The 19025-nt window shown below is 57.3% G+C and carries 19 protein-coding genes and 5 pseudogenes; 16 read left to right on the top strand and 8 right to left on the bottom strand.

All coding sequences use genetic code 11. The features are described from left to right. Positions 1-6: 6 nt before the first annotated feature. From AC1DIH_RS00120 to AC1DIH_RS00100, 5 genes are all read left to right on the top strand, one after another. Entirely contained in the window at positions 7-1479 is a 1473-nt protein-coding gene (locus AC1DIH_RS00120) for a mannitol dehydrogenase family protein (protein WP_477770137.1), read from the top strand. Positions 1480-1630: 151 nt separating this feature from the next. Beyond that, positions 1631-3124 (top strand): xylulokinase, encoded by a 1494-nt coding sequence (gene xylB, locus AC1DIH_RS00115; RefSeq protein ID WP_477770136.1) that lies wholly within the window; start codon positions 1631-1633, stop codon positions 3122-3124. A gap of 13 nt (positions 3125-3137) precedes the next feature. Next, positions 3138-4082 (top strand): carbohydrate kinase family protein, encoded by a 945-nt coding sequence (locus AC1DIH_RS00110; RefSeq protein ID WP_477770135.1) that lies wholly within the window; start codon positions 3138-3140, stop codon positions 4080-4082. A gap of 437 nt (positions 4083-4519) precedes the next feature. Further along, entirely contained in the window at positions 4520-4783 is a 264-nt protein-coding gene (locus tag AC1DIH_RS00105) for a DUF2790 domain-containing protein (protein WP_477770134.1), read from the top strand. 96 nt (positions 4784-4879) lie between these two features. Next, positions 4880-5284, top strand: coding sequence for a hypothetical protein (locus AC1DIH_RS00100; protein ID WP_477770133.1), 405 nt, complete (start codon positions 4880-4882; stop codon positions 5282-5284). Here AC1DIH_RS00100 and AC1DIH_RS00095 read toward each other — a convergent pair. Further along, the gene (locus AC1DIH_RS00095) at positions 5281-5553 is read right to left on the bottom strand and encodes a DUF1652 domain-containing protein (RefSeq protein WP_145016091.1); all 273 of its coding nucleotides are present in this window, start codon (positions 5551-5553) and stop codon (positions 5281-5283) included. The genes AC1DIH_RS00100 and AC1DIH_RS00095 overlap by 4 nt on opposite strands. Before the next feature lie 317 nt (positions 5554-5870). Between AC1DIH_RS00095 and eco the strand changes: the two genes are divergently transcribed. Then, positions 5871-6350 (top strand): serine protease inhibitor ecotin, encoded by a 480-nt coding sequence (gene eco, locus AC1DIH_RS00090; protein WP_477770132.1) that lies wholly within the window; start codon positions 5871-5873, stop codon positions 6348-6350. Positions 6351-6445: 95 nt separating this feature from the next. Here the strand turns inward: eco and ilvA are convergent. Beyond that, a pseudogene (gene ilvA, locus AC1DIH_RS00085) lies at positions 6446-7453 on the bottom strand (threonine ammonia-lyase, biosynthetic); the annotation flags it as partial. A gap of 246 nt (positions 7454-7699) precedes the next feature. On the opposite strand from ilvA, the pseudogene AC1DIH_RS00080 reads away from it, so the two are divergent. Beyond that, positions 7700-8035 (top strand): annotated as a pseudogene (locus tag AC1DIH_RS00080) (DUF2834 domain-containing protein). A 60-nt stretch (positions 8036-8095) separates the two neighbouring features. Here the strand turns inward: AC1DIH_RS00080 and AC1DIH_RS00075 are convergent. After that, positions 8096-9682 (bottom strand): RimK family protein, encoded by a 1587-nt coding sequence (locus AC1DIH_RS00075; RefSeq protein WP_477770131.1) that lies wholly within the window; start codon positions 9680-9682, stop codon positions 8096-8098. Between the two features lie 92 nt (positions 9683-9774). On the opposite strand from AC1DIH_RS00075, the pseudogene rimI reads away from it, so the two are divergent. Beyond that, positions 9775-10218: pseudogene (gene rimI, locus AC1DIH_RS00070) on the top strand (ribosomal protein S18-alanine N-acetyltransferase); the annotation flags it as partial. A gap of 35 nt (positions 10219-10253) precedes the next feature. On the opposite strand, the gene AC1DIH_RS00065 reads toward rimI, so the two are convergent. Continuing rightward, entirely contained in the window at positions 10254-10631 is a 378-nt protein-coding gene (locus tag AC1DIH_RS00065) for a hypothetical protein (RefSeq protein WP_477770130.1), read from the bottom strand. 170 nt (positions 10632-10801) lie between these two features. After that, positions 10802-11701, bottom strand: a complete 900-nt coding sequence (lpxO, locus tag AC1DIH_RS00060; RefSeq protein WP_477770129.1) for a lipid A hydroxylase LpxO — start codon at positions 11699-11701, stop codon at positions 10802-10804. A 625-nt stretch (positions 11702-12326) separates the two neighbouring features. Between lpxO and AC1DIH_RS00055 the strand changes: the two genes are divergently transcribed. From AC1DIH_RS00055 to AC1DIH_RS00040, 4 genes are all read left to right on the top strand, one after another. Further along, positions 12327-13757: a GGDEF domain-containing protein gene (locus AC1DIH_RS00055; protein ID WP_477770128.1), complete on the top strand. Its 1431-nt coding sequence runs from the start codon at positions 12327-12329 to the stop codon at positions 13755-13757. Between the two features lie 359 nt (positions 13758-14116). Next, complete coding sequence (locus AC1DIH_RS00050; protein ID WP_477770127.1) at positions 14117-14752, top strand: LysE family translocator; 636 nt, start codon at positions 14117-14119, stop codon at positions 14750-14752. 86 nt (positions 14753-14838) lie between these two features. Further along, a complete protein-coding gene (locus AC1DIH_RS00045; RefSeq protein WP_477770126.1) occupies positions 14839-15216 on the top strand; it encodes a hypothetical protein in 378 nt (125 codons plus the stop codon). 222 nt (positions 15217-15438) lie between these two features. Continuing rightward, positions 15439-15642 carry an exodeoxyribonuclease VII small subunit gene (locus tag AC1DIH_RS00040; RefSeq protein ID WP_054597553.1) on the top strand — a complete coding sequence of 68 codons (204 nt, stop codon included), beginning with the start codon at positions 15439-15441 and terminating at the stop codon, positions 15640-15642. Positions 15643-16177: 535 nt separating this feature from the next. Here AC1DIH_RS00040 and AC1DIH_RS00035 read toward each other — a convergent pair. Continuing rightward, positions 16178-16393, bottom strand: a complete 216-nt coding sequence (locus AC1DIH_RS00035; RefSeq protein ID WP_427539628.1) for a hypothetical protein — start codon at positions 16391-16393, stop codon at positions 16178-16180. A gap of 152 nt (positions 16394-16545) precedes the next feature. Then, positions 16546-16833, bottom strand: a pseudogene (locus AC1DIH_RS00030) (flavodoxin family protein); the annotation flags it as partial. Between AC1DIH_RS00030 and AC1DIH_RS00025 the strand changes: the two are divergent. Beyond that, a pseudogene (locus tag AC1DIH_RS00025) lies at positions 16829-16978 on the top strand (TetR/AcrR family transcriptional regulator); the annotation flags it as partial. The pseudogenes AC1DIH_RS00030 and AC1DIH_RS00025 sit on opposite strands and share 5 nt — an antisense overlap. Before the next feature lie 147 nt (positions 16979-17125). Beyond that, positions 17126-17407 (top strand): DUF3761 domain-containing protein, encoded by a 282-nt coding sequence (locus tag AC1DIH_RS00020; RefSeq protein WP_477770125.1) that lies wholly within the window; start codon positions 17126-17128, stop codon positions 17405-17407. On the opposite strand, the gene AC1DIH_RS00015 is transcribed toward AC1DIH_RS00020, so the two are convergent. Then, positions 17375-17851 carry a hypothetical protein gene (locus tag AC1DIH_RS00015; RefSeq protein ID WP_477770528.1) on the bottom strand — a complete coding sequence of 159 codons (477 nt, stop codon included), beginning with the start codon at positions 17849-17851 and terminating at the stop codon, positions 17375-17377. The genes AC1DIH_RS00020 and AC1DIH_RS00015 overlap by 33 nt on opposite strands. Before the next feature lie 228 nt (positions 17852-18079). Between AC1DIH_RS00015 and AC1DIH_RS00010 the strand changes: the two genes are divergently transcribed. After that, complete coding sequence (locus tag AC1DIH_RS00010) at positions 18080-18373, top strand: hypothetical protein (protein WP_477770124.1); 294 nt, start codon at positions 18080-18082, stop codon at positions 18371-18373. A 364-nt stretch (positions 18374-18737) separates the two neighbouring features. Continuing rightward, entirely contained in the window at positions 18738-19016 is a 279-nt protein-coding gene (locus AC1DIH_RS00005; RefSeq protein WP_477770123.1) for a helix-hairpin-helix domain-containing protein, read from the top strand. Positions 19017-19025: the final 9 nt, after the last annotated feature.

The raw sequence follows: 19025 nt of genomic DNA, 5'->3' as shown, positions 1-19025 counted from the left end.
CCCGACATGAAACTGAACAAGCCCAACCTTAGCCGTCTGGCACCCGAAGTGGCTCTGCCCGCCTACGCCCTGAGTGCGACTCGCCAAGGTATCGCACACATCGGCGTCGGCGGTTTCCATCGCGCCCATCAGGCCTATTACACCGATGCCTTGATGAACACTGGAGAAGGCCTGGACTGGAGTATCTGCGGCGTCGGCCTGCGTGCCGAAGATCGCCGCGCCCGGGATGACCTGGCCAGCCAGGACTATCTGTTCACCCTATTCGAGCTGGGCGATAGTGGTGACACCGAAGTACGGGTCATCGGCGCCATCAGCAACATGCTGCTGGCCGAAGACGGTACCCAGGCGCTGATCGACAAACTCGCCAGCCCGGACATTCGCATCGTCTCGCTGACCATCACCGAGGGGGGGTATTGCATTGACGACAGCACGGGCGAGTTCATGGCCCAGCTGCCACAGATCCAGCATGACCTGGCGCATCCGAACGCACCGAAAACCGTGTTCGGTTTCCTCTGTGCAGCCTTGGCCAAACGCCGCGCCGCCGGCACTCCAGCGTTCACCTTGATGTCCTGCGATAACCTGCCGCACAACGGCGCGGTCACCCGTAAGGCGCTGCTGGCCTTCGCCGCCCTGCGCGATGCCGACCTGCGGGACTGGATCGCCGCAAACGTCAGCTTCCCCAACGCAATGGTCGACCGCATTACCCCGATGACCAGCTCGGCTCACCGCTTGCACCTGCACGACGAACACGGCATCGACGATCTATGGCCAGTGGTCTGCGAACCTTTCGTGCAATGGGTGCTGGAAGACAACTTCGTCAACGGTCGTCCAGCCTGGGAAAAAGTCGGCGTGCAGTTCACCGACGACGTCACGCCTTACGAAGAGATGAAAATCAAACTGCTCAACGGCAGCCATCTGGCCCTGACTTACCTGGGCTTTCTCAAGGGCTATCGCTTCGTCCACGAAACCATGAACGATCCGCTGTTCGTGCGTTACATGCGCGCCTATATGGACCTCGACGTAACGCCGCAATTGGCACCGGTGCCGGGCATTGACCTGACGCAGTACAAGAACACCCTGGTCGAACGATTCTCCAATCAGGCGATTGCCGATCAACTGGCGCGGGTTTGTTCCGACGGCTCGTCGAAGTTTCCGAAATTCACCGTGCCAACCATCAACCGCCTGATTGCCGATGGCCGCGAGACCCGACGTGCGGCGTTGGTGGTGGCAGCGTGGGCGATCTATTTGAAGGGCGTGGATGAGAATGGCGATACCTACTCGATTCCCGACCCGCGGGCGGAGTTCTGTCAGGCACTGGTGGCCGATGATGCGTTGATCACTCAGCGGTTGCTGGAGGTTGAGGAGATCTTTGGCACGGCGATCTCCCATTCTGCAGAGTTTGTTGCAGCGTTTGAGTGGTGCTGCAACAGCTTGCGTGAACAGGGCGTGACGCGGACTCTGGAGCGGGTGTTGGCGTAAACACGGTGGTGAACCTGATGCCGTCTTCGCGAGCAAGCCCACATTAATCGTTGTCAGACACAAAAACTGTGTTCACTGAAGATCTACTGTGGGAGCGGGCTTGCTCGCGAATGGGTTCACCGGGATCGACCTGACACACCAAGGATCTGCCATGGCAAACCAACAACTATTCCTCGGCATCGACTGCGGCACCCAAGGCACCAAAGCGCTGATCCTCGATGCGCGCAGCGGTAAAGTTCTCGGTCAGGGTGCCGCCGCCCACAGCCTGATCAGCGCTGCCAATGGTCGTCGTGAACAAGACCCGGCCCAATGGCTGGAGGCGCTGACGCTCGCCACACGCCTGGCCTTGCTCGCCGCCAACGTCAGCGGCCAGGAGATTCTCGGCATCGGCGTCTCAGGCCAGCAACATGGGCTGGTCCTGCTCGATGAACAAGGCCAGGTCCTGCGCCCGGCCAAGCTCTGGTGCGACACCGAAACCAGCGCAGAAAACCAGCGATTGCTGGCTCATCTGGGTGGCGAAAGTGGCTCACTGGAACGTCTTGGCGTGGCCATCGCACCGGGCTATACCGTGTCCAAACTGTTGTGGACCCAAGAGCAGCATCCGCAGATTTTCGCCCGTGTCGCTCACATTCTGTTGCCCCACGACTACCTCAACTTTTGGCTGACCGGGCGCTGCTGCAGCGAGTTCGGCGACGCTTCGGGTACCGGCTACTTCGATGTACGAAGCCGCCAATGGGATCTGCAGCTACTTGGTGATATCGACCCCAGTGGCCGCTTGCAAGCGGCGCTGCCCGAACTGCTGGAAGCGCATCAAGCGGTCGGCACGACTTTGCCAAACATCGCCGAACGGTTGGGTATCAACCCAAAGGCGCTGGTCGCCAGCGGTGGCGGCGACAACATGATGGGCGCCCTCGGCACCGGCAATGTCCAGCCCGGCGCAATCACCATGAGCCTGGGTTCTTCAGGCACCGTGTATGCCTACGCCGAGCAACCCGACGTCAGCCCGGACGCGGCAGTCGCGACCTTCTGCTCCTCCAGTGGCGGCTGGCTGCCGTTGATTTGCACAATGAACCTGACCAACGCGACCAGCGCAGTGCGTGAGCTGTTCGATCTCGACCTCTCACAGTTCAATGCGCGAGTCGAACAGGCCCCGATTGGCGCCGAAGGCGTGAGCATGCTGCCGTTCCTCAACGGCGAGCGCGTCCCCGCCCTGCCCCATGCCACCGGCAGCCTGCTGGGGCTGAACATGAGCAACCTGACCCAGGCCAACCTCTGCCGCGCGGTGGTTGAAGGCACCACCTTCGGTTTGCGTTATGGCCTGGACTTGCTGCGCCACAACGGATTGCAGAGCCGCAGCATTCGCCTCACTGGTGGCGGCTCGAAAAGCCCGGTGTGGCGGCAGATAGTCGCCGACATCATGAACACCCCGGTGGTGTGCACCGAACACAGTGAGGCCGCAGCACTCGGTGCGGCGATTCAGGCGGCGTGGTGCAAATCCGGGACCGGCACCCAACAAAGTCTGTTGGCGTTGTGCGAGCGCTGTGTCAGCCTCGACCCCAGCAGCGAAACCCACCCCGTCGCGGCGAATGTAGCGGCCTACCAACAGGCCTATGAGCGCTATCGCCAACAGGTCGCAACCCTTTAAAGAGTGAACAACTATGTATCTGGTGTGTGGCGAAGCACTGTTCGATTTCTTCAGCGAAAACGCGGCCAGCGGTCAGGCCTCGACCGTGAACTACAAGGCAATTGCCGGCGGATCACCGTTCAACGTGGCGGTCGGCTTGCGCCGATTGGGGGTGGACTCGGCGCTGTTCGCCGGGCTGTCCACCGACTACCTCGGCCGTCGCTTGCAGCAGGTGCTGGCGGACGAAGGGGTGCGTGCGGATTATTTGCTGGACTTCGACGCACCAACCACCCTGGCGATGGTCGCAGTCGGTGCCAACGGCTCGCCACATTACAGCTTTCGCGGTGAAGGTTGCGCTGATCGTCAGCTCACGCTCGCCCATCTGCCAGAGTTGAGTGATGAGGTGCGCGGTCTGCACATCGGCTCGTTCTCGCTGGTGGTGCAACCGATTGCCGACACGCTGCTGGCGCTGGTACGTCGGGAAAGCGGCAAACGCCTGATCAGCCTCGACCCGAATGTGCGACTCAATCCCGAACCGAACATCGAGTTGTGGCGCTCACGGATTGCCGAGTTGATGAAATACGCCGACCTGATCAAGGTCAGCGACGAAGACTTGAGCCTGCTGTATCCGGGGCGCGAGCCACAGAGCGTGATCGACGGCTGGCTGGAGCATCGCTGCCAATTGGTGTTCCTGACCCGTGGCGGCCAGGGCGCGACGGTGTTCAGCCGTCGCCATGGCAGTTGGTCCGCGCCGGCAAGTGAGGTGGTCATTGCCGACACCGTCGGTGCTGGCGACACCTTCCAGGCCGCGTTGATCACCTGGCTGACCGAGCAACAGCTCGATTCAGTCGACGGCTTGCAACGTTTGAGCCGCGAACAGGTCGACACGATGCTCAGGTTCGCCATCAGCGCAGCGGCCCTGACGTGCAGCAAGACCGGGCCGGATTTGCCGTACCGGCATCAGTTGGAAATGCGCTGAATGTGAGGGCCTAATCGCGAGCAGGCTCGCTCCCACAGGGGACCTGAGCCGTATGCAGAATTTGCATCACACAATGATCCAATGTGGGAGCGAGCCTGCTCGCGATGGCATTCTGTCAGGCGCTACAGAATCGAAAAGTTGGAACTCACAATCAACCGGGTCTCATCCACATCCCGGGCAAACTGCTCGTAGTTGGTCCGAAGTAAAGCGCCGAAGCCCAGAACCGGCCACGGAGTGATGAGGGGAAACGGGGGACGCATGAAAAAGCGACACCCAGACACCCAGACACCCAGACACCCACCGAGCTTAACCCCCGGTTAATCCTGCGGTCTAAAATTAAATGGACCGCGTTCGCGCAGAATCTTCTGACGCCCTGCGCGGCAGGGCCGACATCGTCAGGTGTCGCGCTGACTTCACGTCTGCACCGGAGATTTCTCATGAACATGCGTATTTTTCTGGTGGCCTCTGCCCTCACCTGCACCGGGTTTACCGGGCTGGCGCTGGCCGACTCCGCACCTTCCCAGCCTGTGCCGTATCACTACGGAATGTCGCTGCACGTCAAGAAAGTGGTTTCGATGACCGAGCCCACAACGCAAGACTGCAAGGTGGTGACGGCAGAGATGAAGTTCATCGACAACGTGGGTAAACAGGAGGACATCAGCTACCTCAAGCTGTCGGAGGCCTGCAGCTATCAGAACTGAGTCATGTCGCTGCGCAACGGCAGGCATTTGGCGATGGGCGTGAGCGAGGCCAAAGGTTATGCTTTGGCCTCGCCCTTACTGCCGCAAGGATTCGCCATGCAGTTTTCGTTTCGCACACTGTCGATGTTTACCGCCGGTCTGAGTTTTGCGCTGGCGCTGGTCTGGGGCTTTATACCCGAGGTGATGCTGTCGATCTGGAGTATCGGGTACTCGGATGCGACAGGATTGGTGGCCAGACGCAGTGCGATGTTGTTTGTGGCGCTGGGCGTGATGTTTTATCAGGCTCGCAATGCACCGCCGTCCGTTTCGCGTAGCGCGCTGAGCAGCGGTCTCGTGGTGGGGGTTTTCGGGCTGGCCACACTGGGTGTCGGTGAATGGCTCAACGGCCACGCCGGCCCAGGCATCTTGCTGGCGGTGGCGGTGGCGGTGGAGATTGCGCTGGGCCTGGCATTTCTCCAGACCCGGCGTGTATCCGTCGAGTTCGCAGAAACCGTGGATTAATGCGCACGGACCTTTGACGCGAGCACATGGCTGCCGGGGGTGTGATCCTCCAGATCGTGGCGCAATTCAGCGATCAGATCGTTGATTTCACGACAGCCGTTAAGAGCGTTCGCATCGATGCCGGTCACCACCAGATCCAGTTGGTCCGTCTGGTGATTGTCGTAGACCTTGACGGTCATCGACAGGTCCGGTGACAAGGTGCATTGGCACCGTTTAGGCAAAAAGCTGTGTTCAATGATATTGCGAAGTTCCAAGGCAGAAAGAAACATTACAACCCTCCCTTTTTATAGGACCATCGATCAATCGTCGGGTTAACCGCCGTCAGTCTTGCCCATCCTTATCTCGCGGTTTTTCCGGGGTGTTTTTCACGCACTGGAATGAAGCATAAGTCATGCCCGGGAATTCGCACGACGGGCCGTCAGTAAATCAGCGATTTGCGACGAACTGCCGAATGGCCTCATGCAAAACGCATGATTGCCACTCATCATCCCGCACGTTGCCAGCTTCGCCGTCGTGGTTTGCATTGAGCGGCCAGCGCAGTGAGAATGCTCGCGTTCACTGACTCAACCAAGAGCAAGGAGGCATCATGCGCTCATCTATTCTCACCGCGTCGGCGGTGCTGCTGTCCGGTCTGTCCACTCTGGCCTGCGCTGCGAAACTCGAAGACGTTGCCCCCTATCCCAAGGCTGAAACCGGATTTACCCGCCAGGTGATTCACCTCGTTCAGCAAACCCGGGAAGACAATTACCTGGTCGAAATCCTCGCCGGGAAAACCCTGGCTGTCGATTGCAATCACCAGCGTCTGGGTGGCACGCTGGAGGAAAAAAACCTCGAAGGCTGGGGTTATCCGTTCTATCGACTGGAGAAAGTCAGCGGCCCGATGAGCACCCTGATGGCCTGCCCGGACGGCAAGAGCAAACAGGGCTTCGTGCCGGTCGTCGGTGAGGGTTTCCGGCTGCGTTACAACAGCAAGCTGCCAATTGTGGTCTACGTGCCGAAAGACGTCGAAGTGCGCTACCGGATCTGGTCGGCGTCGGACAAGGTCGAGAAAGCCCTTCAAGAATAAGCCGGACAAGCGTTCACATCCTCAGTGACGAGCGGACGTTTCTGCGTCCGCTGCTTGCCTGAATCCCCTTCAGCGACTCACACCGGAGCGCCGCACAATGCGGCGCGCTCGGCCACATGTCGCAAGCTATCAAAATTGATATTGGCCCCCGAGTCGATCGCCACCAGGGTTTGCCCCCGGACACCGGTTTGTGCCACGTACTTCTTGATTCCGGCCACCGCCAGCGCGCCGGACGGCTCGGTGATCGAGCGGGTATCGTCGTAGATGTTCTTGATCGCCGCGCACAGTTCGTCGTTACTGACGGTCAGTACTTCATCGACGTGATGGCGGCAGATTTCAAAGCCATACTCACCGATCTGCGCGACCGCTACGCCATCGGCGAAAGTACCCACGCTAGGCAGCACCACTCGCTCGCCCGCGAGCATTGCCGCTTGCAGGCACGCGGAGTGCTCCGATTCGACGCCGACGATGCGGATATCCGGCCGCAGGTATTTAACGTAGGCGGCGATGCCGGCGATCAAACCGCCGCCACCCACCGGGACGAAGATTGCGTCCAAAGGGCCTTGATGCTGACGCAGGATCTCCATGGCCACCGTACCCTGCCCGGCGATCACATCCGGATCGTCGAAGGGCGAAACAAAGGTGCGGCCGGTTTCCCGGGCCAGGTTCAATGCGTACTCCAGGGCAAACGGAAAGCTCTCGCCATGCAACACCGCATTCGCGCCACGACTGCGCACGCCAATCACTTTCAGCTCCGGTGTTGACATGGGCATGACGATGCTCGCCTCGATCCCCAACTCCCGCGCCGCCAGTGCCACGCCTTGGGCGTGATTGCCGGCCGAGGCGGTAATCACCCCGCGAGCCTTTTGCTCTGCACTCAGTTGGGCCAGCTTGTTGTAGGCGCCGCGAATCTTGAAGGAAAAGGTTGGTTGCAGGTCTTCACGCTTGAGCAGGATCTGGTTGCCCAACACCTCGGATAACGCCGGAGCTACCTGCAAAGGCGTGCGCACCGCCAGTTCATAAACCGGCGCGGCGAGGATTTTTTTCACGTAGTGCTCAAGCAGGGCCTGCTTGGCGGTGGCAGTGTCGGTGTTGGTGTCCATCAACGTCTCCTGGCTTTGTTCACGGCCCCGGAGACAGAAAATGAAAACCCGCCTCTAGGGCGGGTTGGGTGCAGTCGTCAGCTAGCCCGCCAAATAAGGAATGGCGGTAATAATGCTTGGCTGGCAGCGCAATACGGTGGAAGTCATGGCTCGAAATTAGCTGCGCGCGAAAGGCAAGTCAATGGTCAGTTTTCTGTCGAATGCGATAGTCTTCGAAAACCGTTCATCGTCCCAAGGAAGGAAAGCATGAAGTCTGTCGCACTCCCGTTGATCGCCCTTCTCGCCTTTGTTGGCTTTACCATTTCGGTGATGCTCCAGGCCGAGCAGTCACTCATCGATTTCGGCATCAGCCTGATGTCCCGCCCCGATACTGCCCAAGTGGTGATCGACCTTTATCTACTAGCCACCCTGGCAGGCATCTGAATGTACAAGGATGCCCGGAGCCGTGGCCATTCAGTGTTGTCAGTGCTGCCGTACCTGCTGATTACCGCAGTATTCGTTTCCGTCGGGCCACTGCTGTATTTGGTGGTGCGGGGGCTTCGCAGCAACAGAATCAGTGCTGTTTCCGGGCATCGAGCGTGAGCTGGAGATTGCTAACAGCGCCATATTCGGCTTAAGGACAATATCGGCGTGCGCCATGGCTCACCAGACTTGCCCGCGACGCTTGAGTTCGAGTCTGCGGACGAACTCCTCGAGCACCAGTGAATACAGATCGTCCTGCAAATAGGCGTCTTCGATACCGGCATCAATGTTCGGGTTGTCGTTGACCTCGATCACCACCACTTTGTCGCCGGACTGCTTGAGGTCGACGCCGTACAGACCGTCGCCGATGAGGTTGGCGGTTTTCACTGCGAGGTCCACCACGGCCTTGGGCGCCTCATGAACCGCCAGGGTACGGCATTCGCCGTTGATGTCCTGGCCCTTGGCTTTGTGGTTGTAAATCTGCCAATGGCCTTTGGACATGAAGTACTGACAGGCGAAGATCGGCTTGCGGTTGAGCACACCAATGCGCCAGTCATACTCGGTGTAGAAGAACTCCTGAGCCAGCAGCAATACCGAATGCTCGAACAGCTCAGCAGTGGCTTCGAGCAGGGCTTGCTGACTTTCAACCTTGATCACCCCTCGCGAGAAGCAGCCGTCAGGAATTTTCAGCACCAATGGAAAACCCAGTCGCTCGCCTACCCGCTCAAAATCTTCCGGTCGCTCCTTGTAGAGAATTTCCGTGGCCGGCATGCCCAGTTGATGGCTGTTGAGCAAGTCGGTCAGGTAGACCTTGTTGGTACAGCGCAGAATTGATGCCGGGTCGTCCATCACCACCAGGCCTTCACTTTCGGCCTTTTTCGCAAATCGGTAGGTATGGTTATCAACGCTGGTGGTCTCGCGGATCAGCAACCCGTCATATTCGGCGATACGCGCATAGTCCTTGCGTTCGATCAACTCGACATCGATGCCCAGGCCCTTGCCCACCCGGACGAAATTCTCCAACGCCCTGGCATTGGATGGCGGCAGCGCTTCCTGTGGATCGTGGAGGATTGCCAGGTCATAACGGGCCAGCCGGCGTGAACGCGGCAGGCGCCAGATTTTGCGACTGAAGTTATCAAGAGCATTGGCAAAGTGATCTTCCTGATCTTCTCGCAACTTATGTAACGCGCCAGACTTGACGCCTTCAATGTGCCAGCCATTACGTCGGCGAAACTCTACCAGCAAGATCGGACAGGGAAACACTTCAAACAACTGACGCGCCAAATCCTGTAACGGTTCGATATTGGTCTTACCGAAATACAGTGTCAGGGTAAAGCCTTCAGTGTCGCTGTAAAGATTATTATTGAGCGCCTTGTCCAGGGTTTTATCCAGGTCATCCAGTGCCAGCCCATAAAGAGACTTGCGAGTGAGTTCGCTGATGGTTCGCACCGAAGGAATCACCTTGTGCCCGCGGGCTTCGGCCAGCAATGAGCAGTAGTAGCCGTGTCCCAGGTACTTGTAACTGCGGCACAAGTTGATCACCTGTACCCGCTTGCCCTGCTCGCTGCCACGGGTTTGCTCGAGATACTCCTGGGCACTGACGATGTCTTCACTGGGGAAGTAAGACGCCCAGTCTTCCTTGCGTTCGACAATAATAACCAACTGACTGGACGCTCTGGCAGCTTCCGATAAATAAGTTGCTTTGGTTATTGCTGTCGGTAAACGTTGCTCCGATACTTCACGCCAATGACCTTGTAGCGCTGACATAGTGATTGATCCGTTGGAGAACAAGACCTTTCCTATTAAGCACGAAGTTTTTCGAAAGTCCCGTTTCGTTACGTAACTTTTACGGTGGTCATATGAATCTTGTCTTTCGCCTTGCAGTACCGAATGACCTGGCAGCACTCCTGGAACTTGAGCAGCAATGTTTCACCAGCAACCGGCTCAACAGCCGTCACTTTCGGTGGATGATCAACCKGGCTCACGGGCAGCTGATCGTCGCCGAGTGTGCGGATCAATTGCTCGGATACGCCCTGGTGCTGTTTCACCGCGGCACTTCGCTGGCGCGGCTGTACTCGATTGCCATCTCGGTTCAAGCCAGAGGTGCTGGCCTGGGTAAACAACTGCTGGAGCGAATCGAGGCGTGTGCGCGGGAACGCGACTGCACCTGCCTGAGACTGGAGGTACGTACCGACAACCCAACGGCGATGGCGCTGTACGAGCGTAACGGCTACCAGCGTTTGGCGTTTATTCGCGACTATTACGAGGACCATGCCGACGCCTTGCGGCTGGAAAAACGTATCCGCTCAGCCAGCGCCGGCCATACGCTCAATACCGCTCAATAACTGCTGGTGTCGGAATCTCGGGGGGCAGGCTTGGGCGGGACATACGGTTTAACCGCACCCGGCGCAGTGCCGCTGCGCGGGTAGCCATTGCCGATCCCGCCGTTTTCGAGGGTCGGTGGGCGGGGAACCGGCACGGTATTCGGCCCGCGAATGACCGGCGCGCTGGGCCGGGTGCCCTGCATGCTGTTGGGATTTACCCGGCGAATCGGGCTTTTGTAGGGGTTATCGGAGTTGTCAGGGAGATTCTGGGCCAGCAGGATCGGATGCTCCACCGTGGCAGCCAGCATCCCAATGTCTGCGCCGGCCTGGGTCAGAGTGCCCAGCAAGCCACTCAACGCCAGTGCGCTGGTACCGAGCACAAACCTGTTCATGATGGAGTTCCTCCAGTACATGCAGATAGGGTCTTCGATAACACGCTACGCGCAGGATTTGCCCCTGTGAAGACAATATTCCCGCGCAGATATCACACCAATTGACCGCGCTGCAGACCGGCCGGTAAACCTCACCGCGCCAGCATAGGCTGCTGGCGCGTGGATCGTGCTCAGATCAATACAATAATGGCCAGCAGACCGCCGAAAATCGCCCACTTTTCCAGGTAGTAACGCGTCCGGTTGCGCTTTTTCAGTTCTTTACCGCGCAAACGAATTTTGTAGATTTTTCCGAAAAACCGGTTTATGCCACCGGTTTTATCGCCCGCATCGTTTGGCGCGCCAGCAGCGGACATCACGTTGCGGCTGAACCAGCGATTGAACGCTGTGGCCCAACGGTATTTCAGCGGGCGCTCGATGTCGCAGAACAGGATGATGCGATTTTGCTGGGTGGTGTTCTCGGCGTAGTGAATGTAAGTCTCATCGAACATCACCGCCTCGCCATCACGCCAGTGATAGCGCTCGCCGTCGACGTCGATGTAGCAACCTTCATCGTTAGGCGTTTCCAGACCCAGGTGGTAACGGTACGAACCCGCATAGGGGTCGCGGTGACGGACCAGTTTCGAGCCTGGTGGCAATTCTGCGAACATCGCCGCCTTGATCGAGCCGATGCTTTGCACCAGCTCCGTGGTACGCGGGCAGAGCTTGGTGGCCGAAGGGTGGCTGTCGCCATACCACTTCAGATAAAAGCGCTTCCAGCCGGTTTTGAAGAACGAGTTGAAGCCCACATCGTTGTATTGATCCGAGCGTTTGATCTCCCCTGCCCTGAGCAGATTTTGGCCCTCGGCGCGGATTTCCTGCCAATTGGCCTGCAAGGGGCTCAGGTCCGGGAAGTCGGCCGGATTCAGATAAGGCTTGTTGGGGATTTTCGAAAACAGGTACAGGAAGCAGTTGACCGGCGCCAGAAAGGTCGAGTGGTCACTCAACTGACGACTCAGTTTGTGCCGGATGCGACCACGTAGATGCACATACGCAATGGATAAAACGTAAAGGGAGACAATGATGAGTTTCACGGGAATTCGTCACAGTTCAGAAGAGTACATGCCGCGCGCCACAAGCCTGACTTGAACGCAGCGTCCGAGATCCAACTATCAAATGAATCGGTCAAGCACGGGAGCCTGAGCAGAAAGCTAGCTCAAGGCCACTGGGGCGTATTTTAGTCATACTTTGTAAACAAGGGTTAACTTACATTTGTGAAAAACGGTGCAGGCGTTGTGCCAGGAATGCGCTTGTTCAGCGCAATCGGACGCAGGACATCATGGAGAGCTGCCGACGATCGTCTCAATAGATGTATGCCTGCCGGCTCAAATCATGCGCAGGCTGAACCGCACCGAACACGCATATTCCCTTCCCCGGTGTCCTGCCCCGACCGAACGAAAGCCCCGCCATCGCCTCAAGATTTCCTACCGTTGCGTCGCGACCTCCACGAAGGAGTTGCTATACGAAATTCAGACCGTTCCTTCTGCAACTCTGTCATTACTCGACTAGGCTACTAATCGCCACAGGAGCCAAAGCCATGGAAGACCGGAGTCCGATCAATTTCGCGCTCTACACTCTAAATCCGCCGCAGCGTGTATGCGGCTACGGAGCTACTACCGGTCCGGTGCTGGCAAAACATATTGAATATTGGAGGGAGCCATGAGCAATAGCGTCGCCACCGGCGAGCCACCTGAAGCCATCCGTCTCATCATCAAGGTTTATGCCGGCCTGCTGCTCGCAGGGTTTGCGTTTATCCCAGCCTACCTGATCAGCTACTTGTACTTCTTTCAGGACCCCACCCTTCTATTCGAGAACCACGCGTTCCATATCATTGCGATCACGGCAGCCACCCTGGAAGGCTTGTTTGTGACTTACGTGACGTGGCGCTGCTACCAGTCATCTGGGGAGCCGCTGCTGCGGTGGATGACGCTTGGTTTTCTCGGTTTTGTACTGATCTATGCATTGCATGGTGCGTTCACCGGGCTCGCACACCACAATATCTGGCTATTCCTGCTCTATGGACCGGCCTCTCGACTGGTCATGTCGATACTGCTGCTGGTCGGAATGCTCTCGTACCACCGCCCACCCGATGCTGCGGACCAACGAATGCAGCCCCGCCGGTGGCTGACCTGGATAGGACTGTTCCTGCTGGTTGACCTGGTAGTGGCGTTCGTCGCGAACTCATCATTCGCCGGCGAACCTGCGGTACGCCTTTCGCTGGAAGGTGGCGCCCTGGTTTTGTCCACATTGAACGTGGCAATGCTCCTGCTGCGCCGTATCCGTTCGCAGCTGATGGTGATTTTCGTCATCTCGGTCACGGCGTTCGCGTTGTCATCTCTTGCATTCATCCTTGGACGTCCCTGGAACCACATGTGGTGGCTCGCCCATGCGATCTTCGCCGCTGGGTTCTTCCTGCTGAGCTATGGGGTCGTGCAAGCGTTCCTCACCACGCGGTCTTTCTCGACTATTTACACCCAGGAAGAGCTGATGGTGCGTCTTGCCGAGGCTATGGAGTACACCGAGAACGCTCTGGTGGAGCTCCAGCGCACCAATCAGGAACTCGGACACCTTGCGGCGACCGATCCACTGACAGGAGCTGATAATCGGCGTCGGTTCGTAGAGCGGGTCGAAGCCGAAATTGGCCGGACCAACCGCGGCGGTGAGCCGTTCTCCGTGTTGGCACTTGATCTGGACAATTTCAAGTCCATCAATGATCGCTTCGGGCACCAGGTTGGCGATGACATCCTGAAAGAGTTCGTGCAGAAATGCCTCGATTCGATCCGACCGTATGACGGTGTAGCCCGAGTGGGTGGGGAAGAATTCATGATACTGCTACCTCATACTTCACTAGAGGCCGCGCATGTCATCGCCGAGCGTCTGCGAACCAGCGTTGCAAATACTTCTTTCAATAGCGGCTTTCAGCGGTTGACCATGGTCACAGTGAGCATCGGCATATCGCAATCCGGTCGCGACGGCGACACCATCGAGGCCATTCTGCACGTAGCCGATCAACGCCTGTATCACGCTAAACACCAAGGCCGTAATCGTGTGGTCACTGCCATCAAGACCAGTCTCCAACCGCTGCCCTGAACATCATTTCGGAGCCCTGAAAGTGCGGGAAGCAAAACACTCCGGAGGTTGACAATAACGCAGTGAAGGATCGTGGCGAGCCTATTCACCCGCTCTCGTAAATAGCAGCCAAGGTGCCGGTAAGGCACCTTGGCTGAAGCCATTACTCACGTTGAAGTTGCAACGTATCCCAGAGAGCGGATACCGGGGCTGCGACCGCTGTATGACGTTTTGCAAGTCCATCTGTATCTAACACTCTCTTGTTGACCGCTCTACCATCGTTCGCTCCATCCAGGTGCATACCTCAGAGGTGGCGAAAATCGCTTGTATTGATTTAGCGGAGCTTTCGATTCGTTATCTCATCCATCAGGAGTTACGCGATGCCCGAACTGTCCAACCTGCTTGCCTACGGCCTGATCTCACTCGGCATGGTGCTGACGCCCGGCCCGAACATGATCTATCTCATCTCGCGGTCGATCTGCCAGGGACGAATGGCCGGACTGGTTTCTTTGGGCGGAGTGGCATTGGGTTTCGTCGTTTATATGTTTTGCGCCGCATTGGGCATCACAGCCCTGGTCATGGCGGTTCCCTATGCGTATGACGCCCTGCGACTCGGCGGCGCGCTCTATCTGCTTTACCTGGCCTGGCAGGCGGTCAAGYCCGGCGGCCGTTCCCCGTTCCAGGTGCGAGACTTGCCCAAGGATGGCCCGCGCAAGCTGTTCATGATGGGCTTTGTCACCAACCTGCTGAATCCCAAAGTTGCGGTCATGTATTTGTCGCTGCTACCTCAGTTCATCGACCCCACCGACCACGGCAGCGTGCTGACGCAATCCATCGTGCTTGGCTTTACGCAGATCGTCATTAGCGTGAGCGTCAACGCGCTGATTGCCGTCATGGCTGGCTCCATCGCGACATTTCTCGCAGGCAGGCCCGTGTGGCAGATCGTGCAACGCTGGCTGATGGGGACAGTCCTCGCGGGCTTGGCCGTACGCATGATCGTCGAAGGGCGGCGCTAAACCCAATCGGCTAGCAGTAGCTCGTCGCTTATAGCTCGCCGATTTCGATACGATGGTGATACCAATGACCATCAGCGGACGATGCCGTGCCGGGATTATCTTTTGCCATCCGCGCTCTGTTTGCGGGCTGCCTCCTCGTTGCAACAGCCAATCACCTGCATGCAGGCCTTACGCATGGGCTGCTCTGGGATTACGGATATGGTGACAGCACTCCATGGGCCAGTCGTTTGTTCTGGGGAGCGCTCACTTTTTTAGATCCTCTGGCCGCCCTCTTGCTCTTCAGAAAACCCCGACCAGGCATCGTTTTCACGGCTGCAATCATCATTGTGGACGTGGTCCATAACACGTTCTATGTGGCGCTAAACCGACAGTGGCTGGAGACGTTCTATATTTCGCAGACAGTGTTTTTGCTGGCAGTACTACTTCTAGCACCTGTTGCCTGGAAAAGTATCAAGCAGCACTGAAGCCGCGAGCGATAGAGAATGCCTTCGGTACAAATCCCCAGTAACCTCCCGCCAATCACGGACAGTAGCCTCCTGCCCCCAGGCAACGGATTCCCCATTCCTTTGCCTGCCGGCCCGGGGACCGGGATTTCACCCATATCCGCGCGGACAGGATCCTGGAGGTCAAGTCTGGTTTGCGTCCTGAGCGACCAGCACCTGATCACAGGTTTGAGGACTACAGCAATGCCGAAGAAACAGCAGGAAAATAAAGCAGCGGCGACCGCAGCTGAAATTGAGCGCTCTATCCAGGCGCTGAACAAAATGGCTGAACGCCTGTGGGGGGATGGTCGGGAAGCTGAGGCGAAAGCCCTTCTCGATGCCTTGAATGCGTTAAATCGGGCGCTGGATCGGATCAGGATTGGTGAGAGCCGTAAGACTCTCCATTGAGATTCTGTAAAGGCTGGACAGCGACTCCATCACCTCAAAAGGATATAGCGTTCGCCCTGCCATACGACCTTGCCATCCATGGGCCGGTAAAGAGTCATATGGCCGGGTGAACCGCTGAAACGATACACCAACTGATATGGACCTTCAAAGCGTCATATATGGCCAGCCGGTGAAAGGCCGGCCTACGCACAGGCCCCTGGAGTCCGGGGCGCTTTATCCATTGGGACGAAGAAGTCGCGGAAATATTGCTCAGCGCCTAGCGCAGTGTCGGCATGCCCAATTACAACGCCTGGCTCAACTCACGCCCGAACGCCGTATCTGCAATCAGTTGCCTCGGCTGAGTTGCACATTTTGAGTCGTGCATTCAGTGGTGCTCACAGTGCCCATGAAAGCATTCATCTTCACAGCGCGCTTCTCGATATTCAGACCGTTACGCCCGTCACTTGAGATGTTGGTGACATAGGGGCCAGCAGTTGTGCAGCCTGCCAGGAGTACACCACACACCCCACTGTCGTATCGGGTCACAAAGGGTACATCAGGCCAGCTTCATCAGCGCTCCAGAGACATTATCTCTGGCTTGCCGCAACTCGCTCGCATCCTGATTCAGGCGATGGACCACGCCCAGCAGCCGCTGGCGCAGCAATTCGTCGCCAAGCTGATCAATGGCTCGCATGACATCAAGTGCTGCGGCCTCGTTATTGGCTGCTGCAGCGTCCAGTGTTTTACGCAGGTTTCGTGCTGATCGGTTCACTTCAGTAGCCCTCATGAATCAGGCCAGCACTCTATAACAGCAATGTTTCTTTTTAATTTCAGTCGTTTAGCTTTGGATGAGTGTACCTGGCTGGAAATGCCCCAATGGCCTGAGTCATAGGGTCATCGCCAGCGGTCCATAACACTAAATGTTCATACTACCCCAGCCATCTTGCATCGCTGAGAAGTAGTGAATAGATCGCGGCCCAAGGCCCGCGCGACGCCAAGATGAACAGTCGGATCCTGCGTTTCCGATTCGAGCAGGAGTTGGGAGGTCACGACACAGGCGCCGCAATAATCAAAGATCCCATGGTCAATCTGCGTCTTCATCGCATTGGCATAACCGTGCCGTTCATAGGTTCCCCCGTCTGCGCCACCAGTACCTACAAGATGAACTCGTAGGTGGCGAAGCTTCTTCACCAGCTTCGCATCAGAACTCCAAGCGAGTGAATCTACATTGACGAGCAGAGCTGCTGTCCTCGCATCGTCTTACGTCGACTGCGTGCTTCTCCAGGGCAATGAGATACCTGGCGTCATAGCGGCCCTGGCAAGCTCACCGGAGCTCGAAAAGATCAAGCGTGACTACGGTGAGAATGCCCGAAAGAGGACATTCGCCTCTCTGTACGAAAGCATCGCGTAAGAGATGCCACCTCAGCCTGAAGCAAATCTCGGAAACGACAAAACCCAGCGCTAGACTAGACTCTTCCCACATACACCAAGGACTGGTCGCCAAATGAAACTAGCCTACCTGGTTCTTACCGCCTGCTTGATCTTTCAGCCCGCGTTCGCAAGGTCTGACACTGATCCTCAAACAGTAACCCCCGACGAATCGCAATTGGTCGAGCATGGTTCGTACAAAAATAGCGACGGAAAAACTGTACACAGCCCTGCCCATACGAAATCAGATCGTGCACCAGAGGGCGCAACCGCCAAGTGTCGCGACAAATCCTACAGTTTTAGCCAGCACCGACGTGGTACGTGCTCACGACATGGTGGCGTGATGGCCTGGCTGTAAATGCAAAAAAACCAGTACTAGACTGGGCTTTGTCACATCAGGAAGGAGTGAACGGTAGTCGTGCCCGTACGAACCTCCAGCCCCCTCTCTAGCCGCACAAAACCCGATCGGATCAAAACCGAAAAAATGGCGCTGTGCCACCACTAATGAGAAGCCGTCAGGCTTCAACGCAAATACCAACGACTTCCCAGAAAGAAAAGGAATGCGGACACTGTTGGCTGCATGCCTCTTCGCCAGCGTACTGACGGTCGGTTTCGCAATCGATTCCGAGGCGTCCGATGTTAAGCCAGCGAACCAGAATGAAGCGGATGTTGCTAGAGTTTTGAAGGAAAAGGGATCTCCGCCGAGGAGTATCTGGGCGTGATGTACACGGCCATTGAGCGTCAACTGGTAGTCCGCCCTCAGTACATTGACGAAGACCAAGAGCTTTACGACATTTCCCATGAAGGCCGGGAGTACGCCTGAGGACAACCAAATCATGCCGGATATTTGATTACTACTGTCGCTCTGACTGCTGACAACAGTACCAAGCGAAGACAGCCGCGCAGATCAGCATCTGTAACCAATCGGTGAAATCATTCACGCGAACATACTCCCCCTCTTCTATAGGGCCGCCTGGGCGGCGATCCTTCCCATCCATGAACCGTCAAAGAGCCATCCGACCGCACAAGCATGCCGAACACCACCATCAGCGGCATGCTACTTGGTCTGTCCGCGCTGCAACTGCCGCAACTACTACCGCCTGGAGGCCGACGGCAAACACTCGGTGTAACCCTCCCACCTTCTGCCGCCACGCGCGGCATGGAGAACCATCACCACCCCGAAAACGGAATAGAAGAAATCACTATGCCTGAAGAGCCGCAAATTTTAGCTGCGCCAGATCCCGACAAATTGCCCGAGAAACAAATAGCGTTGCGCCTCGGCACCACCGTAAAGGCTCTACAAGCTCGCAGAGACCGCAAGTAAATCCCCTAAGGCGTATGGAACAAGCTCGGGTGTCACATCATGTACAGCGTCAGGAGATACGACGAATGGCTGGAAAGTCTGTGGGTATGCCCGCCGGGCTGGAGAACAGGGGGTAACACCATCCGCGTCCGTTTTAGTTGGGACGGTAAGCGTCGCTCTGAAACACTCAGCCTCCCAACAACGAAAATGCCGAAATCGCTCAGTTCGGACAGTTCAAGCAATGATGCCGGCGGCACTGGTCTGTTCGCGCACGCGCCCTGGAGACTCTTCACCGTTGACACTCAAAACGATGACGCCGGTCTACTGAGGCGCCTTATAACGTCGGGCAGACTGCCACTGACGCATTTAAAAAAGGAGTTTACGGATGCCATTCTCACTGGAAGAAAGAACCGCTTTGCTCGCCCTCAAGGGCGTAGGACCAACCGTCATTACTCGGCTTGAGCAGATGGGTATCGAATCGTTCGCCGAGCTCCGAAAATCGGATATTGGTGACATCCTGGCTCAAGCTGCGGATTCCACGACACTTGGACACTCAGCCCACGATCATTTGGACACTCGTTCCGCGCTCACTTGGACACCTGATCCGCGTCCACTTGGACAGGCAGTCGGAGCGCAGCGACGCAGGTTTGCATTGTTAGTCTGAAGTCCCTGC

It is taken from the genome of Pseudomonas sp. 05N36 (assembly GCF_056397385.1).
Note: the sequence above shows the minus strand (reverse complement) of the source record. Positions and strands in the feature narration are given on the sequence as shown.

Excerpts from the sequence above, each read along its gene's own strand:
- AC1DIH_RS00120 (WP_477770137.1), top strand. The coding sequence starts at position 7 with ATGAAACTGAACAAGCCCAACCTTAGCCGTCTGGCACCCGAAGTGGCT.
- xylB (WP_477770136.1), top strand. The coding sequence starts at position 1,631 with ATGGCAAACCAACAACTATTCCTCGGCATCGACTGCGGCACCCAAGGC.
- AC1DIH_RS00110 (WP_477770135.1), top strand. The coding sequence starts at position 3,138 with ATGTATCTGGTGTGTGGCGAAGCACTGTTCGATTTCTTCAGCGAAAAC.
- AC1DIH_RS00105 (WP_477770134.1), top strand. The coding sequence starts at position 4,520 with ATGAACATGCGTATTTTTCTGGTGGCCTCTGCCCTCACCTGCACCGGG.
- AC1DIH_RS00100 (WP_477770133.1), top strand. The coding sequence starts at position 4,880 with ATGCAGTTTTCGTTTCGCACACTGTCGATGTTTACCGCCGGTCTGAGT.
- AC1DIH_RS00095 (WP_145016091.1), bottom strand. The coding sequence starts at position 5,553 with ATGTTTCTTTCTGCCTTGGAACTTCGCAATATCATTGAACACAGCTTT.
- eco (WP_477770132.1), top strand. The coding sequence starts at position 5,871 with ATGCGCTCATCTATTCTCACCGCGTCGGCGGTGCTGCTGTCCGGTCTG.
- AC1DIH_RS00075 (WP_477770131.1), bottom strand. The coding sequence starts at position 9,682 with ATGTCAGCGCTACAAGGTCATTGGCGTGAAGTATCGGAGCAACGTTTA.
- AC1DIH_RS00065 (WP_477770130.1), bottom strand. The coding sequence starts at position 10,631 with ATGAACAGGTTTGTGCTCGGTACCAGCGCACTGGCGTTGAGTGGCTTG.
- AC1DIH_RS00055 (WP_477770128.1), top strand. The coding sequence starts at position 12,327 with ATGAGCAATAGCGTCGCCACCGGCGAGCCACCTGAAGCCATCCGTCTC.
- AC1DIH_RS00040 (WP_054597553.1), top strand. The coding sequence starts at position 15,439 with ATGCCGAAGAAACAGCAGGAAAATAAAGCAGCGGCGACCGCAGCTGAA.
- AC1DIH_RS00020 (WP_477770125.1), top strand. The coding sequence starts at position 17,126 with ATGAAACTAGCCTACCTGGTTCTTACCGCCTGCTTGATCTTTCAGCCC.
- AC1DIH_RS00015 (WP_477770528.1), bottom strand. The coding sequence starts at position 17,851 with ATGGGAAATGTCGTAAAGCTCTTGGTCTTCGTCAATGTACTGAGGGCG.
- AC1DIH_RS00010 (WP_477770124.1), top strand. The coding sequence starts at position 18,080 with ATGCCGAACACCACCATCAGCGGCATGCTACTTGGTCTGTCCGCGCTG.
- AC1DIH_RS00005 (WP_477770123.1), top strand. The coding sequence starts at position 18,738 with ATGCCATTCTCACTGGAAGAAAGAACCGCTTTGCTCGCCCTCAAGGGC.